The organism is Peribacillus sp. TE19612 (genome assembly GCF_056279465.1).
On record NZ_JBWCCL010000012.1, the window covers coordinates 65,912 to 83,292 of the forward strand.

Sequence of the window (17,381 nt, forward strand, 5' to 3'; positions counted from 1 at the left end):
TTGCTTGATGGCTTGCCGTTACGATGTCATAATGAGGTATCGGGCACTATAGACTTTTTATACATATCCAAGAGGATTTAAATATAAACCAATTCGAGGTAGAGCCATATGAACGATAGATTAATGGAGTTTTTATTGCGCGACGAAGTAACCAGACTTTCTGGCGTCAAAAAACAAGTGTATGAATTCATCGTGAACGAAGAAGATTATCTTGCATCGAAGGCGGACACGGTCGATCAATTCATGAGATTGCTGGTAAAGCATTCTCCGCCCAGGCTTGCAGCCCGTCATTTCAATATGCCCTATGGGGAAATCATCCGTTTCATGAATGAAATAGAAGATGAACTGAATGAGAGATTAGAGGAAAGATGCAAGAAAGTGAAGTGGATGGACTACACGGAAAAGGACCAGCAGGCATTTGAGGAATATCATAGGAAGTTATATCTTTTCGTAAATTAATCAATTGGATCATGAAAATGCCCCGGAATGAAAGGGCATTTCAGACGTAGACAAACTCGATGAAAATCGAATTTGTCTACAGTTTTTTTTTTGCTTGTACAAATTTAGACGTTGATTTCCCGAAGATGATCGCCCAAATTAGACTTGCTAAACGTCCTTTAACCGAATGCACTTGCATTCGCTGAACCTCAAAAACGGGAATTATACTACTGTATAGTTCCCGTTTTTTTTCTTGCTTTTAAGAAAGAATCAAATGTGTGCCGGTCTCTTTAAACGAAGAGATGAAATCTTTAGGCAGATGATCGTCAGTAATGATGTAATCGATTTTATCCAGTGACGATATCGCGATGGTCACGTCTTTGCCGAACTTGGAGCTGTCAGCGGCAACAAAGACTTCTTGGGATAAATCAATAATTTTTTTTCGTGTGTTCGCTTCTTCTAAATTATAGTCGGATATGCCTTTTTCAACGGTTATGCCACTCGCACAAATGAATGCTTTTGAAATATTCAATTCACTGAAGTTGAATAAGTAGTCGAATGCAACGATGGATTGTTCATTTCTCCTGACTTTCCCGCCTATGATCAATATCTCGATATCGCTATGAATGAGCTCATTTATAACAGGAATCGAACTGGTTATCACGGTCAGTTTCTTTTTCTGTTTTATATATTTAGCGATTTGATAGGTTGTCGAACCACTATCGATATAAATGCAATCCCCATCGTCGATATACTCACTGCATTTTTGGGCGATGGTTTCCTTTTCTTCTAATTGACTGAACATCCTTTCATCTATCGTCGATTCCCCAAACTTCGATTGAACCAGCTTAACGCCTCCATAGATCTTTTCAATTTTTCCTTGCCTTGTAAGAAGGTTTATATCCCTTCTGATTGTTTCGATGGAAACTTGCATTTCTTCAGTAAGCTCGGCAATCTTCATCACTTTTCTAATCGTTAATAACTCGATGATCTTCTTTTGCCTTTCAAGAGGAAGCATAAGTTACACCCGCCTATTCTTCATATCTATCTTCCTGATATTCAGTTTAAGTGTACTGTTTACCGCGAACATATTCAACATATAGATGATAAAAATATCATTAGTTGGTCAACAGTTAGTATCAATTTAGTAAAAAGATGTTCAATATTTACAGAGTATTTACAAAAATCTCAAATTCGGTTTACAAAGGGCTTTTATACTAAGGGTGTATTAAAGGAGGTGAACGGTTTGCTAAAACTACAAAATATTAGCAAGCAATTCGATGGAAAATCAGTTTTGGATCATATAAATCTTGAAATTAAAACGGGGGAGATCGTTTCACTATTAGGACCAAGTGGAAGCGGCAAAACTACTTTATTACATATAATTTTGGGCTTGACGGGTATCAATCATGGAAAAATCATTTTCAATGATACCGATTTGAGTAACGTGCCCATGAAAGACCGGGGATTTAATATCGTTTTCCAGGATTACGCTCTTTTCCCGCATTTGAATGCCTATGAAAATATCGTTTATGGATTGAGGAACAGGAAGGGGTCCGTTTCCAAGGAAGAGCTTCAGGAATACATCGATTTCCTGGAATTAACGCCGCATTTGAAAAAAAGGATCAGCGAATTATCAGGGGGTCAGAAACAAAGGGTTTCGATCGCAAGGACTCTTGTAATGAAGCCGAAAATCCTCTTACTTGATGAGCCGCTGAGTGCTTTGGATGGTGTGATCAAGGAATCGATAAAGGAACGCATCAAATCCATTGCCCGCGAATTTAAGCTGACGACCATCATAGTGACTCATGACCCGGAAGAGGCTTTGACGATGTCGGATAAGATTTTGATCATTAATCAAGGGAATATTTCTCAATTTGGGTCGCCGCAAGAAATCATCAATCAGCCAGCCAATGATTTTGTTAAGGAATTCATTCTTAAACAGCTGGAGATAAAGAGAGAAAATATTTATAACTTATTCGGTGAAAAGTATGCCTGATGTAAAACCGGCAATGAGAATCATTTATATACCTATCTTACTGCTATTTGCCGCTTTTCTTTTCTTGCCGCTTGGCATGTTGTTCGTCCGTTCTTTTGAAACGGCAGATGGAATCAATCTCGCGAATTATCTAACGGTCCTTTCAAATGCTGAGCTGATGAAGTCATTTGGAAACAGTGTGAAAATCTCGGGACTCACAGCCGTCATTACGACCGTTTTAGCCTTTTTCCTGGCCTATTCCATCCATTGCACCCGATTATATAGGCCATTAAAAAGTGTAATTAAAACCGGGATCCTTATTCCGATGCTGCTTCCGACAATCACATTCGGGTTTGCGATCATCTACTCTTTCGGCAATCAAGGAATCATAACGAAGATTTTTGGAAGGAATCTCTTCGATATATATGGATTTAATGGATTATTGATAGGTTATGTGATCTATACATTGCCATCAGCTTTTCTTCTCATTAATAATTCCTTCAAGTACATGGATAAAAAGTTCATCATCGTCTCAAAATTAATGGGTGACGGAACGATAAGAAGTTTCTTGAATACGATCATACGGCCATTGTCAGGAACTTTAGGTGGAGCTTTTGTACTTTCCTTCATCTTGAGCTTCACCGATTTTGGGATACCGGCTTCGGTCGGCGGGACCTACTCCGTCGTTGCGACGCAATTGTATCAAGTCATGCTGGGTTCCATCCCTGATTTCAATAATGGCGCAGTGATTGCCATTCTCATGCTCATTCCGGTAGTATTCAGTGTTTTCCTATTAAACTATCTGGAAAAACTTAATTTTCATTATGACAAGTTCAGCGATATTGAATTGACGCAGCACAAAGGGAGGGATATCTGTTTTGGCGGTATTTCGCTGCTGGTCTTAATAGGAATGTTTTCTGTATTTGCAGTCATGTTCATTGCACCATTTTTAACTAGTTTCCCTTACGATCTCACCTTCACCTTAAAGCATTTTATCGACACATTCCAATCGAGCGATTTAACGGCAGTCTATAAAAACTCCTTATTCGTTGCCTTGATGACGGCCGTACTGGGAACGTTCATCGCCTTTAGCTCGGCGGTCTTGAATGTCAGGACGCCCCTTAAAGGGAAATCATCAATGGATGTCATTTCGATGCTGTCGAATACAGTACCGGGAATGGTGTTGGGTTTATCGTATTTGCTGCTGTTCAACGGCAGCAGCTGGAAGGGGACCTTTGCCATCATCATTCTATGTAACATGGTCCACTTCTTTACGACACCCTATTTAATGGCGAAGAACTCTTTATCCAAAATGAACCCTGCTTGGGAAACCACCGGGAATTTATTGGGGGATAGCTGGATCAGGACAATCTATCGTGTCATTCTGCCTAACTCGGCATCTACGGTAATCGAGATGTTCAGCTACTATTTCATCAATAGTATGGTGACGATCAGCGGAATCATCTTTTTGGTCACGGCCCAAACCACATTAGTGGCCAGTAAAATTAAAGAGCTTCAGCATTTTGCCAAATTCAATGAAATATTCATCCTGTCTCTACTTATCTTTTTTACAAATCTAGTCGTGAAGCTGCTTTGTGATCATTATCAAAAAAGACAATTCAAACATTAATGAGGGGGATATTATGTCTAAAACGATCAAGATAGCCTTACTTTCTTTAGTTGCTCTAAGTTTGGTATTTGTATTGGTGGGCCGTAACAGCGGCAAAGCGGATGAGGAAAAGGTGGTCATTTATACGAATGGCGATGAAGAAGCCACTGCCGCAATGGAGACTTCGCTGAAAGATGCCGGATACGAAGAAAAATATGTCCTTCAATCATTAGGCTCATCTGAATTAGGAGGGAAACTGCTCGCAGAAGGAGATGAAATCGAGGCTGATGTCGTGACGATGAGTTCCTATTTCATTGAAAGCGCACAGGAACAGCACTCCATGTTCAAGGACCTGTCATTCAGTACAAAAGCATTGGAAAAAAAACCAGCCTATTATACACCGATTTTGGCCAATACCGGTTCCATTTTTGTGAATACGGAAGTGCTTAAACAAAAAGGCCTGCCGATGCCTACCTCGATTAAGGATTTAACAAAGCCGGAATATAAAGGGCTCGTTTCAATTCCTAATATCCTGGACTCTTCAACAGGGTGGCTGTTAGTTCAAGCAATAATCAGTCAATACGGTGACGCAGAGGGCAAAAAGGTTCTCCATGATTTAATAGCAAATAGCGGTCCGCATCTTGAGAGCTCAGGTTCAGGCCCGATCAATAAAGTTCAAGCAGGGGAAGTGGCTGCCGGTTTTGGTTTACGTTATCAAGCCGTGATGGCTAAAGAGTCGGGCTTACCGATCAAATTCGTCGATCCGGCTGAGGGGAATTTCTCCTACACGGAATCGGTGGCTGTCGTGAATAAAGATAATGAAGCTAAAACAAATTTAGCGATGAAAATGGCAGAAACGATCAGTAAAGATGCTAGAAAAGAACTGTTGAAACATTACCCGGTCGCACTTTATGAAGGTGAAAAGGTAACGGAAAAGAATAAACCGGCCCACCCTATGAAATTCAATCAGCCCCTAACGGTCGAATTATTGAAACAGCACCAAGAGTTCTTTAAATCAGCACAATGATAAATACAGTGAGGAGTGAAGGAAAATGAATACCTATAAACTATTGACGCCTGGACCGCTGACCACTACAAGTACGGTGAAACAGGAAATGCTTGTTGACCGCTGCACGTGGGAAAATGATTATAAAGAAATCACACAAAAAATCAGATCCCAGCTTCTTGAATTGGCATATGCTGCAAACGGAGAATATACGGCTGTACTTATGCAGGGAAGCGGCTCGTTTGTTGTAGAGTCTGTGCTGACGACTGCACTTTCAAAAACCGATAAAGTGCTGATCATTACGAATGGAGCATATGGAAAACGGATTGTGAAAATGGCGGAGTGCATCGGCCTGAATCATGTTGAATATGGCGTAGAGTACAATGAATATCCAAAGGAAGCTGAAATCCGGAACATTTTACTGGATGATCGCGACATCACACATATAGCGATGGTTCATTGTGAAACGACGACAGGGATTTTAAATCCGATAGAGATCGTTTCGAAGATATCAAACGAACAAGGGAAATCCTTGATCATTGATGCGATGAGCAGCTTTGGCGGAGTGGAGATGAATGTGCCTGAACTCGGAATTGATTATTTGATCAGCAGTGCGAATAAATGCATTCAAGGAATCCCTGGTTTTGGTTTCGTCATTGCAAAGCTTGAGAAATTGTTGGCTTGTGAAGGCAATGCCCGCAGTTTGTCCCTGGATTTATATGACCAGTGGAAAGAGATGGACAAGGATGGGAAATGGCGTTTCACATCTCCAACACATGTAGTGGCCGCGTTTGCTAAAGCGCTGGAAGAATTAACGGAAGAAGGCGGCATCCCAGCCAGATTCACCCGTTATAAAAATAATAATGATAGGCTGAGGGAGCTGATGGGGAAATTGGGCATTCATGCATACATCTCACCTGATAAACAATCGCCTATCATTACAACTTTCCTTTTTCCAACTGAAACCTTTGATTTTGGGGACTTCTACAATTTCATCAAAGAGAGGGGCTATGTAATATACCCCGGAAAGCTGACTGACATAGATACATTCCGGATCGGCAATATTGGCGAAATCCATGAAGAAGATATCGAGGAACTTGGCAGGATCGTAGAAAAATATATGAAAGTGGTGACAGTATGAATAAGGTAGAAGGAATCATTTTGGATTGGGCTGGAACAGCTGTGGATTTTGGATGTTTTGCACCAGTGAATGTTTTTGTGGATATTTTTAAGAATGCTGGACTGGACGTGACGATGGAGGAAGCCAGAGCTCCGATGGGCATGCTGAAAATCGACCATATTCGTGCGATGCTGACCATGCCAAGGATATCCTCGTTATGGGAGGAACAATACGGAAGGCCATTCAATGAGGAAGACGTTGAAAAACTATATGCTGAATTCGAACCGGCGCTGATGATGTCATTGGCGGATTATACAGATCCCATTCCAGGGGTTATCGAGACGGTGGAAGCATTAAGGAATCGCGGCCTGAAGATTGGGTCGACAACGGGCTATACGGATACAATGATGGAGGTCGTCACAGCAAATGCTTTGAAAAAAGGATATGGGCCGGATTTCCATGTAACCCCGGATGCAACCCATTCGATTGGAAGGCCATACCCTTACATGATCTATCGGAATATGGAAAAATTGAAATTAGCGGCATCATGGAAAGTAGTGAAGGTAGGCGATACCATTTCCGATATGCAAGAGGGAGTGAATGCTGGGGTATGGTCGGTCGGAGTCATTGTCGGAAGCTCTGAGATGGGATTGAGTTTGGATGAGTATACGAGTTTGCCAGAAAGAGATAAACAAGATCTCATCTCTAAAACGGCAGATACCTTTATGAAAAACGGGGCAGACTACACCATCAAAACGATGGAGGAACTACCTGAACTCATAGATACCATTAACCTTCTTATCGCAGATGGGAAAAGACCTCGTTCAAACTAACATTCATCACAAAAAAAGTGCAGCATCTTTCATCCTTGAGTAGGGATGAAGGATGACTGCACTTTTTTTTTCAATCTTATACATACGCGTGCAGGATTTTTTTTTTGAAATTTAACTCGACTGCTTATTGTAAAAAGTGAGAAAAGAGTGTACGATTAACTGAGAATGATAATCAATCACAATTGATTACCGGGGAGTGGACGTAGATGGAACAGCAGGATTTATTTGATGTAACGATTATTGGGGGAGGGCCAGCAGGCCTTTACTCCACTTTTTATAGCGGACTTAGAGAAATGAAAGTTAAATTGATTGAATACCAGCCACGGCTGGGCGGGAAAATTCATGTCTATCCAGAGAAAATGATTTGGGATGTTGGAGGGCTGACACCCACTACTGGGGAAAAATTAATTGAGCAGCTAGTGGAGCAAGGTTTAACATTCAATCCAACAGTCGTTTTGAATGAGAAAGTGGAATCAATCACACGTAATGAAGAAGGGATCTTCGTTTTACATACGGCTTCAGGTCAAGTGCACTTTTCCAAGACGATCATTGTCGCGGTTGGCGGCGGAATCCTAAATCCGCAAAAGTTGGAAATAGACGGGGCAGAACGGTTTGAAGTCTCCAATTTAAACTATACTGTCAAGTCTTTCAATCGTTTCAAGGATAAGACGGTGATCATTTCAGGCGGCGGGAATTCTGCAATAGACTGGGCAAATGAATTAGAACCCATCGCCAAAAAGGTGTACCTGACATACAGGAAAGATAGTTTAGCAGGACATGAATCACAAGCAAGGCAATTGATGGAAAGCACTGCTGTTTGTTTCTTGAATACGACGATTACAAAATTGATCGCCTGCGATGATCATGAATCAATTGAACATGTTGAACTGACGAATCACGCAACGGGAGAGGTATCTTACTTACCGATCGATGAAGTCATCATCAATCATGGTTATGAGCGTGATACATCGCTGCTTCGAAATAGTAAAGTGGACATTGCCATAGCTGACAACTATTATATTGAAGGTACTCCTTCAAGTGAATCCTCGATGGATGGGATATACGCAGCCGGTGATATCCTTAAGCATGAAGGTAAATTGAACCTGATAGCAGGCACTTTTCAAGATGCAGCAAATGCCGTAAACAAGGCAAAACAATATATCCAGCCTGACGCTCACGGAGTGGGGATGGTTTCTTCCCATAATGAAATCTTTAAAAAGCGCAACAGGGAATTGATCAAGGAAATGATGAAACCGGCTGGGGTACTTTAAAGGGAGCGGATTTCTGAAAAAGCAGCTGGAACTTCATTGAGGGTTTGTATAATTTGATCGTTGATTTCCACTCCAAGCACTCGCTTTCCGCGGGCGGTCCGCCCTCGGCGCTCTTTGCGCCTGCGGGGTCTCCCTTGGACACGCTTTTCCCGCAGGAGTCTCGTACCTTCCGTTCCAGTCAACTGGAATGTTTTTTAGAAAAATTTTAGGCAAACTGACTTTTCTTCGGATTTTTCTACAGTTTAAAAGCTCCAGGGCCTCATTGGCCCTGGAGCTTTTAGTATCTTCGAAATTATAGAGATTCTTTGATGACCTTCTTGTAATGAAATACGGATAGGATTCCGAAGATCGAATACAGTGCCGTGTATAATGCCATGACGATGATCATCGGTGTCCAAACTTCGGTCCCGAAAAAGAACCATCCTGATTGGACTGCGAAATAACTGTGGAGAAGCCCGACGACTAAAGGAATGCCGAAATTGAAAACTTGTTTTGCTTGGATTCCTCTTAGTAAGTCACCACGCGTGAATCCTAGTTTTCTTAAAATCGTATAATTGGATTTTTCCCCTTCACTTTCATCCATTTGTTTGAAATACAAGATACAACCGGATGTGATGAGGAAGGTTAATCCCAAGAAGCCGACGATGAACATGATAAGACCCATATTCTTCTTCTGGGTGTTGAACATTTCAAATTGGGAATCATTCACATGTTCTTCTTTAAAACTCATTTTATTGAATAGATCATTCGCTTTTTCAAGTTCAGCTTCATCCTTCACATCAATGCCGATATTAACGGATGATACTTTTTGGATTTTCGGGTCGACATCCTTTTTCAAACGGTCGAATATCGTTTGGTCTACAATGGCAACGGGCAATCCGCCACTCGTGAAGTAATAGGACAGGAAGGTATCATCATTCAAACCCATATATGTTTGCGGAATCACTTCATTTTTGCCCTTCAGTTCAATCTTTCCGGAATCCTTCAAGGATATGACCTTCTCCATCATACTACTGTATCCGCTGAAAAGGGTCTCATCTTCAGCGAGGTTGATTCCTTTAACGGATTCATCACTGATGACGGGAACGGTCATGATGTCCGAATCGAAGTTCACTCCTTCGAGGCTCGTTTCCATTATTTCCTTTACATTGACATCCACTTGAATGACGTCAATCACCTTTGCGTCATAATCAATTTTACTGTCTGATAATGCTTCTTTGAATGCATCTGCATCTCCCTTATCCGTCATCGAAAAATCGGTTGGGATACTGCTTTGTGCACTTTTCTCCGCTGAGTAGTAGGAGATATAGCTTAATGATAATAAACCGATTGCCAAAGCGGAAACGGTCGTGATGATCGTCAATAATATCGCATTCGATTTCATCCGGAACATGATGGATGAAAGGGATAATACTTCATTGATGTTCAAATAGCCATTTTTCTTTTTACGGACGATATTAAAGATGAAGCTTACGGATCCTTTATAGAATAGGTAGGTACCGATGATGACGGTTGCCAGAATGACGATCATGGCCATGAAAAGCTCGGTCATCTGTGTAAAAGCTCCATCGAATAATTTGGATGAAATGACATAGCCAGCAATGATTAGGGCGATCCCGAATATCCCGATGATCATTTCGACCATCGAAACCTTTTTCACTTTTCCTTCCGTCATGGAAGTCACTCTAAATAATGATAGAATGGTTTGCCTTTTAATGAAGGCATAATTCATCAACATGATTAAAAGATAGATGGCGCTAAAAACGAGCAAGGTTTGCACTAGCGGCTGAAAAGAAAATGTAAGAGTCGCGATTGCCTCGACACCCATTATTTTAAATAGGATCATGATTATCAATTTTGAAGCGGCAAACCCTACAAAGATTCCGAGGAATACGGAACAGAAATACAGGATTAGGTTTTCCACACTCAGGATACGGAATATCCTGTTCTTCGTCATGCCTATCAATTGGAATAAGCCAATTTCTTTACTGCGTCTTTTAATGAAAATGCTATTGGCATATAAAAGGAATATGGAAACAATCACAACAAGCAGGATTGATGCAGCCTTGATGGAGGCGGCACCTTTTACCGTCCCCTCCGCTTTATCCAGCGCTGGGTCATATTGCAAGGTGACAAAGGCAAAGTACAGGGAAGCGCTGAAGATCAGGGCAAACACATACAGATAATAGTTCTTCAGATTCTTTTTCAGATTTCGCAAGATGAGTTGATTAATGCTCATTTTGAACCCCTCCCAATACACCTTGTGTTTTCATGATGTCCTTGAAGAAGGTTTGTCTGGATTCTTCACCTTTATTCAATTGGGTATAGATTTGTCCATCTTTAATGAAAATGACTCGGCTGCAATAACTGGCGGCCACGGGATCATGGGTTACCATGATGATGGTCGCTTTGTGTTTTTTATTCATTTCGCTCAGTTTGTTCAGTAAATCGGAAGCTGATTTGGAGTCAAGCGCCCCAGTCGGTTCATCCGCAAATATGATGCTTGGATCATGGATGAAAGCCCGCGCTGCAGATGTACGCTGTTTTTGACCACCGGAAATTTCATTTGGGTATTTATCCTTCACTTCATATATGCCCAGTTCCTTCGCCACGCTATCAAACTTTTGTGCCGCTTCATTATTGGGCGTTTTTGTAATGGATAAAGGCAAAAGGATATTTTCTTTGACAGTCAATGTGTCCAATAGGTTATATTCCTGGAAAATGAAGCCCAAGTGGTTCTTACGGAATTCGGCCAAATTCTTTTCTTTCATCCCTGAAATCTCTTTACCATCGATCGTAATGGTGCCGTTGCTGATTTTATCGATCGAGGAAAGGACATTCAGCAAAGTCGTTTTTCCTGAACCGGAAGCACCCATGATACTTACGAATTCGCCTTCTTGTATGCTTATATCAAGACCCTTTAATACTTCTTGTTTATTGAATTTATTACCATAGCTTTTATGGATTTTTTTCGCTTCTAATATATTCATTTGGATACACTCCTTTTTTTCTATATCCTCATTATAAAAGGCCATGTATTTCTTTTCCTTCGTTTGGACGAACAAAGAATAAAAGCATGTGACACTTTTGTCACATGCTTGTGATATTCACGAAATCATTTCTTTTTGGGAAGGTCAAGGTAACGGTCGTCCCGGTTCCAAGCTCTGATTTCACATCAATGGAGATGAAAAGGGACTCGGCCGCATTCTTGGTTAAATATAACCCCATGCCGGTTGCCGCATTGTCACGATGGTTTGTCGTGGATGTAAATCCTTTATCAAATATGCGGGTTAAATCCTTTGGGTCAATTCCCCGTCCGGAATCCTGCACTTCAAGAACCGTTTGTCCGGCTCGCTCATGGCTACAAATTGTGATATCTGAGTTTTCACTGTATTTAATGGAGTTGGTCAAGAGCTGCCTCATGATGTAGGCCAGCCATTTGGCATCACTAAGCACTTCGGTTACGTCCAATTGTATGTCGAAGCCGATTCCTTTTTGAATGCACCATGATCGCAGCGTTTTAATCTCATCAAAGATTATTGTTTCCAAATCGGTTTTCTCTATATACAAATCATTTTCGATGAAAGGCATGCGCCTTTGATGGAGCTGCTGATCAAGAAGAAGATGAATGCGCAGCCACTCATATGTCAAGTGTGATTTCAGCAATTCATCATCCAAGCGGTCAATCATTAAATGCATCGCCGTCAATGGTGTCTTCACTTCATGAATCCAAGATAATAATTCATCCTTCTCCTGCTCTAAAGTCATTTGACCGATTGCAGCGGACTGCTTCAATAATTCAGTTTGGTTAATGATGCTGTTTTCTATGATTTTTTCGAAAGGGCTCTCTGGTTCGGCTATATTCGTTATATCCAGGTTGTCTTCCCGCACTTCTAAACTTTTATAAAAATATGTTTCTTTTTTATAGCGGAATATCAGAAACATACTGAATATGAGCAAGGATAAAAAAACAATATACAGTATGGGCTTTAACGGAATGGCTGAATCAAGATAGGCGACAAAGATAATGAATAGATGAAGAAGGATGTAAAAGGTGATCCAGCTGAACCTTTCCACGAGATATTTTCTGATCATGCATTTGCCTCTTCCACGGCGATATAGCCCTGTCCGACTTTCGTTTCAATATAATGACCTAAACCCAGTTCATCCAACCTCTTTCGTAAACGGTTCACATTAACAGTAAGGGTGTTATCGCTTATAAAACGTTTGTCATCCCATAGGCTGTTGATCAATTCTTCGCGGCTTACGATCTTGTTTTTCTGTTCAATGAGCTTTTTCAAGATGAAAATTTCATTTTTCGTCAATTCGATTGTGCCTGTCTCGGCCGAAACCGTGTTCTTCTCGTAATCCACGGTGGCGCCGCACCAGGTTTTCAATTCGATCTTTTCCGTATTGTAATTATAGACACGGCGTAGGGTGGCCTGTATCTTCGCGATGAGTACATCGAAATGAAAAGGCTTCTGAATAAAATCATCAGCTCCAAGCTGCATGGACATCACCATGTCCGTAGGATGATCACGTGATGATAAAAAGATGATGGGAACATTGGAATGGGACCGGATCATTCTGCACCAATGAAATCCATCAAACTTCGGCAACTGTATATCAATGATGACCAAATCAGGTTTTATGTCCGTGAATTCCTGAACCACCTTACTAAAATCGCCGATTCCGTAAATATCATAAGACCATTGCGCCAATCTATCTTTAATTTCATTGAATAACGTCGTATCATCTTCTATCAATAATAGTTTAAACAATGGGTTCACCGCACTTTCCAGCTTTTTCTTAAAAGTATATAGTAAAACCTTTATAGGTTCTAGAGGAGGGGAGGTAATAGACTACTGGTTGTATGTAAACCATTATTATATTAAAATTGGCATAATGAATGGAGGAAGTGAATTTATGCCTGATTTTCCTAATTGCCCTGCATGTGATTCAGAATATACATACGAAGACGGAAGTCTTTTTGTTTGCCCGGAATGCGCCCATGAGTGGACGATGGAGGCGGAAAACGAAAATGGTGATCAAAAGAAGGTTATCAAAGATGCTAATGGAAACGCCTTGAATGATGGTGATACCGTTACGGTAATCAAGGATCTTAAAGTGAAAGGGAGCTCATCCGTCTTAAAAATGGGCACTAAAGTCAAAAGCATCCGTCTAGTTGATGGAGATCATGACATTGATTGCAAGATTGATGGTTTTGGTGCAATGAAATTAAAATCCCAATTTGTTAAAAAGGTGTAATGATAAAAAACGGCCTAATCCATTGATTAGGCCGTTCTTTATTATGTTCCTTCTTAATAAACTTTGTCACCGTTAAAGATTGAATTCTTAACGACCACATAATCCACATTCCGGATGGCTTCCAACTTGGTACCGCCTGCATATGAAATGGATGACTGAAGATCTTGTTCCATTTCCTTCAACGTATCTTCCAAAGATCCTTTGTGCTCGACAAACATCTTTTTGCCTTCAACGTTTTTCTTTTCACCTTTTTGGAATTCAGAAGCTGAACCAAAGTATTCTTTAAAGGCCTTTCCATCTTTCTCGATCGTTTGACCTGGAGATTCTTCATGTCCGGCAAATAGTGAACCGATCATGACCATTGAAGCTCCAAATCTAACTGATTTGGCAATATCACCGTTCGTGCGAATGCCGCCGTCAGCGATGATTGGCTTGCTTGCCGCTTTTGCACACCAGCGAAGTGCAGCTAATTGCCAGCCGCCCGTTCCAAATCCAGTCTTGATTTTAGTGATGCATACTTTCCCTGGTCCAATTCCCACCTTTGTAGCATCTGCACCGGCATGTTCCAATTCACGTACCGCTTCAGGAGTTCCCACATTTCCTGCAATGACAAAACTTTCAGGTAAATGTTTTTTAATATGCTGTATCATCTTTATCACGGCATTGGAATGTCCGTGTGCAATATCTATCGTAATGTATTCAGGCACAATGTTGTCATTCGATAATTGTTCGATGAATCCGTATTCTTCTTCCTTAACGCCGACACTGATGGAAGCGATCAATTCTCTTGAATGCATGTCTTTAATGAAAGTCAGTCGTTTTTCTGGCTCAAAACGATGCATGACATAAAAGTAACCGTTTTCAGCCAAGTAAATGGCAATCTTTTCATCAATGATTGTTTGCATATTGGCAGGTACTACAGGTAACTTGAATGTATGTTTACCTAAAGTAACGGATGTATCACACTCAGAACGGCTATTTACTACACATTTTGCAGGAATTAATTGAATATCTTCATAATCAAACACGTTTTCCATGTTAAGCACCTCTATATACGAATATTTTTGTCTTTTTTAATAAAAATTGTTCGCCCATTAGGTAATGTACATCATTTTTGACAGTAAGTCAAAATTTTTATTGGTTTTATTCTGATTTTATTTCAACTTGATGGGAAATCCGTAACAGGGTAGGGAGCTGAAAAGGACGAATGAACATGTTACTTGGGAACGTTGATTTCCACTTCAGGCACTCGCTTTCCGCGGGCGGGCGGGAGCCTCCTCGGCACGCCTGCGGGGTCTCCCATGCCACGCTTTTCCCGCAGGAGTCTCGTATCTTCCGTTCCAATCACCTTTGTGTTATTTAGATAGAACCCTTTTGTTCACAAACTAGATAATAATTGTTTGCCGACAGCTTTTTTGTGGGTTTGTAAAATGGGAACGTTGATTTCCACTTCAGGCACTCGCTTTCCGCGGGCGAGCGGGAGCCTCCTCGGCACGCCTGCGGGGTCTCCCAAGCCACGCTTTTCCCGCAGGAGTCTCGTCCCTTCCGTTCCAAGCACCTTTGTTTTATTTAGATAGAACCCCTTTGTCTACAAACAAGATAATAATTGTTTGCTAATATTTTTTTGGGGTTTGTAAAATGGGAACGTTGATTTCCACTTCAGGCACTCGCTTTCCGCGGGCGGGCGGGAGCCTCCTCGGCACGCCTGCGGGGTCTCCCGAGCCACGCTTTTCCCGCAGGAGTCTCGTACCTTCCGTTCCAATCACCTTTGTGTTATTTAGATAGAACCCTTTGTTTACAAACAAGATAATAATTGTTTGCCGACAGCTTTTTTGTGGGTTTGTAAAATGGGAACGTTGATTTCCACTTCAGGCACTCGCTTTCCGCGGGCGGGCGGGAGCCTCCTCGGCGCGCCTGCGGGGTCTCCCAAGCCACGCTTTTCCCGCAGGAGTCTCGTGCCTTCCGTTCCAAGCACCTTTGTTTTATTTAGATAGAACCCCTTTGTTTACAAACAAGATAATAATTGTTTGCCAACATTTTTTTTGGTTTGTAAAATGGGAACGTTGATTTCCACTCCAGGCACTCGCTTTCCGCGGGCGGGAGCCTCCTCGGCGCGCCTGCGGGGTCTCCCATGCCACGCTTTTCCCGCAGGAGTCTCGTCCCTTCCGTTCCAATCACCTTTGTGTTTTAAAAGAAAAAACTGCTGGCCCGTCTTATTCCAAACCTTATTTAAGACTAGTTTATCCTTCATGTTTTTTAATCCTTAATGGATGGAAGAAATGTGCGACACTCCTGCAGAATAACTGGCTAGCCGAGACCCCACAGACGTTTAAGTCGAGGAGGCTTGGCAGGCAGTCGGCGGAAAGGGAGAGGATTTCTGAAATCAACTGGTATTTTTAAAAGAAAAAACTGCAGGTTCGTCTTATTCCGAACCCAATTTAAGACTAGTTTATCCTTCATGTTTTTTTCCTGTACTCCTTAATGGATGGAAGAAATGTGCGACACTCCTGCAGAATAACTGGCTAGCCGAGACCCCACAGACGCTTGCGTCGAGGAGGCTTGGCAGACAGTCAGCGGAAAGGGAGCGGATTTCTGAAATCAACTGGAATTTTTTAAAGAAAAAACTGCAGGTTCGTCTTATTCCAAACCTTATTTAAGACTAGTTTATCCTTCATGTTTTTTAATCCTTAATGGATGGAAGAAATGTGCGACACTCCTGCCGAATAACTGGCTGGCCGAGACCCCGGAGACGTTTAAGTCGAGGAGGCTTGGCAGACAGTCGGCGGAAAGGGAGTGGGTTTCTGGAATTAACTGGTATTTTTTTGTCTACAGTCTGAAATACTTAAGTATTTTCACCAATCAGGACGACTTTTACACCTTTACGTTTTTTTACATCATCTTAACGTTGACCGACATGGCACTAAGTTAAAATGAAAATGGGTAACGAATAAGAATGGGGGGATTGGCATGAAGGTTGAATTACATTGTCATACGAACATTTCAGATGGTTCCAGTTCTTTTGAAGAATTATTGGAGGTTGCAAAAAGGGAGAGCATTGGCCATTTAGCGATTACGAATCACGATACAACAATGAGATTGCAAGAGATGGTGGAACGGGGTAAGGAAATAGGAATTGAAATCATCCCTGGTATCGAAGTTTCCGGTTATGACTTTGCAAGAGGAAGGCGTGTACATATTTTGGGCTATTTTGTTGAGCCTGGTCATAAGGCCCTTGAGGATTTATGTAATCCACTGATTGAAAAGAGGAATGCAGCTTCTGAAAAAATGGTGGAACGGCTGATTCATGCAGGATATCGAATAACTTGGGATCAGGTATCTAAATTCAGGGGAGGAACCGGTGTTTATAAACAGCATATTATGCTGGCGCTTCGGGAATCGGGGTATACGGATTCTATCTATGGAGATTTGTATAAGAAAATCTTCAGCCGCGGCCAAAATGGGGAAGAGCCGGGCATTGCCTTTATTCCTATGGAGTATGTGGATGCAATACTGGCTGTGAAGGCGATTCGTGCTGCCGGAGGCGTCCCGGTCCTTGCTCATCCTGGACAATACGGGAGCTTCGAAATTATCCCTGATCTTGTAAAAGCAGGGCTTGAAGGGATTGAAGTTCTTCACCCGGATCATGGTCATGCAGAAGAGGAAAGAGCGATTTCATATGCAGATCAATATAATCTCATTAAAACAGGAGGTTCGGATTTTCATGGGGATTATGGGGAGAAGCCGATTCGGCTTGGCAGTATGAGCCCTGGAACGGAATGTGTGAATGCTTTGAAATTAAGGAAAAAAAGCATGGCCATTAATGATGTGGTATTGAAAAATATCGATCTATGAAACCAG

16 protein-coding genes are annotated in these 17,381 nt (G+C 41.6%); 9 read left to right on the forward strand and 7 right to left on the reverse strand.

From position 1 onward, the window contains the following. Positions 1 to 108: 108 nt before the first annotated feature. Positions 109 to 459, forward strand: a complete 351-nt coding sequence (locus tag ACZ9AO_RS20020; protein ID WP_034309343.1) for a hypothetical protein — start codon at positions 109 to 111, stop codon at positions 457 to 459. Between the two features lie 238 nt (positions 460 to 697). On the opposite strand, the gene ACZ9AO_RS20025 is transcribed toward ACZ9AO_RS20020, so the two are convergent. Next, on the reverse strand, positions 698 to 1,456 hold the full coding sequence (locus ACZ9AO_RS20025; protein WP_251541825.1) for a DeoR/GlpR family DNA-binding transcription regulator: 759 nt from the start codon (positions 1,454 to 1,456) through the stop codon (positions 698 to 700). 228 nt (positions 1,457 to 1,684) lie between these two features. Between ACZ9AO_RS20025 and ACZ9AO_RS20030 the strand changes: the two genes are divergently transcribed. From ACZ9AO_RS20030 to ACZ9AO_RS20055, 6 genes are all read left to right on the forward strand, one after another. Then, positions 1,685 to 2,437, forward strand: a complete 753-nt coding sequence (locus tag ACZ9AO_RS20030; protein WP_048689392.1) for an ABC transporter ATP-binding protein — start codon at positions 1,685 to 1,687, stop codon at positions 2,435 to 2,437. Beyond that, positions 2,430 to 4,046, forward strand: coding sequence for an ABC transporter permease subunit (locus ACZ9AO_RS20035; protein ID WP_476110039.1), 1,617 nt, complete (start codon positions 2,430 to 2,432; stop codon positions 4,044 to 4,046). The genes ACZ9AO_RS20030 and ACZ9AO_RS20035 overlap by 8 nt, the downstream gene beginning before the upstream one ends. Positions 4,047 to 4,059: 13 nt before the next feature. Then, positions 4,060 to 5,052 (forward strand): extracellular solute-binding protein, encoded by a 993-nt coding sequence (locus tag ACZ9AO_RS20040; RefSeq protein ID WP_476110041.1) that lies wholly within the window; start codon positions 4,060 to 4,062, stop codon positions 5,050 to 5,052. A 25-nt stretch (positions 5,053 to 5,077) separates the two neighbouring features. Further along, positions 5,078 to 6,172, forward strand: a complete 1,095-nt coding sequence (gene phnW / locus ACZ9AO_RS20045) for a 2-aminoethylphosphonate--pyruvate transaminase (RefSeq protein ID WP_251541819.1) — start codon at positions 5,078 to 5,080, stop codon at positions 6,170 to 6,172. Further along, a complete protein-coding gene (gene phnX / locus ACZ9AO_RS20050) occupies positions 6,169 to 6,984 on the forward strand; it encodes a phosphonoacetaldehyde hydrolase (protein WP_251541817.1) in 816 nt (271 codons plus the stop codon). Before phnW ends, phnX begins: the two co-directional genes overlap by 4 nt. 206 nt (positions 6,985 to 7,190) lie before the next feature. Beyond that, entirely contained in the window at positions 7,191 to 8,255 is a 1,065-nt protein-coding gene (locus ACZ9AO_RS20055) for an NAD(P)/FAD-dependent oxidoreductase (RefSeq protein ID WP_476110043.1), read from the forward strand. Positions 8,256 to 8,547: 292 nt separating this feature from the next. On the opposite strand, the gene ACZ9AO_RS20060 is transcribed toward ACZ9AO_RS20055, so the two are convergent. From ACZ9AO_RS20060 to ACZ9AO_RS20075, 4 genes are all read right to left on the reverse strand, one after another. After that, on the reverse strand, positions 8,548 to 10,494 hold the full coding sequence (locus ACZ9AO_RS20060) for an FtsX-like permease family protein (RefSeq protein WP_476110044.1): 1,947 nt from the start codon (positions 10,492 to 10,494) through the stop codon (positions 8,548 to 8,550). Next, positions 10,484 to 11,245, reverse strand: a complete 762-nt coding sequence (locus tag ACZ9AO_RS20065; RefSeq protein ID WP_048689374.1) for an ABC transporter ATP-binding protein — start codon at positions 11,243 to 11,245, stop codon at positions 10,484 to 10,486. The genes ACZ9AO_RS20060 and ACZ9AO_RS20065 overlap by 11 nt, the downstream gene beginning before the upstream one ends. Positions 11,246 to 11,345: 100 nt before the next feature. Then, a complete protein-coding gene (locus tag ACZ9AO_RS20070) occupies positions 11,346 to 12,350 on the reverse strand; it encodes a sensor histidine kinase (protein WP_476110046.1) in 1,005 nt (334 codons plus the stop codon). Continuing rightward, the gene (locus ACZ9AO_RS20075; RefSeq protein WP_063594448.1) at positions 12,347 to 13,036 is read right to left on the reverse strand and encodes a response regulator transcription factor; all 690 of its coding nucleotides are present in this window, start codon (positions 13,034 to 13,036) and stop codon (positions 12,347 to 12,349) included. Before ACZ9AO_RS20075 ends, ACZ9AO_RS20070 begins: the two co-directional genes overlap by 4 nt. 145 nt (positions 13,037 to 13,181) lie before the next feature. Between ACZ9AO_RS20075 and ACZ9AO_RS20080 the strand changes: the two genes are divergently transcribed. Next, on the forward strand, positions 13,182 to 13,523 hold the full coding sequence (locus ACZ9AO_RS20080) for a zinc ribbon domain-containing protein YjdM (protein ID WP_251541810.1): 342 nt from the start codon (positions 13,182 to 13,184) through the stop codon (positions 13,521 to 13,523). Positions 13,524 to 13,576: 53 nt separating this feature from the next. Here the strand turns inward: ACZ9AO_RS20080 and guaC are convergent, their stop codons facing one another. Continuing rightward, positions 13,577 to 14,560 carry a GMP reductase gene (guaC, locus tag ACZ9AO_RS20085; RefSeq protein WP_034309334.1) on the reverse strand — a complete coding sequence of 328 codons (984 nt, stop codon included), beginning with the start codon at positions 14,558 to 14,560 and terminating at the stop codon, positions 13,577 to 13,579. A gap of 968 nt (positions 14,561 to 15,528) precedes the next feature. Beyond that, positions 15,529 to 15,774, reverse strand: a complete 246-nt coding sequence (locus ACZ9AO_RS20090) for a hypothetical protein (protein ID WP_476110049.1) — start codon at positions 15,772 to 15,774, stop codon at positions 15,529 to 15,531. Between the two features lie 716 nt (positions 15,775 to 16,490). On the opposite strand from ACZ9AO_RS20090, the gene ACZ9AO_RS20095 reads away from it, so the two are divergent. After that, positions 16,491 to 17,375, forward strand: a complete 885-nt coding sequence (locus ACZ9AO_RS20095) for a PHP domain-containing protein (protein WP_476110050.1) — start codon at positions 16,491 to 16,493, stop codon at positions 17,373 to 17,375. Positions 17,376 to 17,381: the final 6 nt, after the last annotated feature.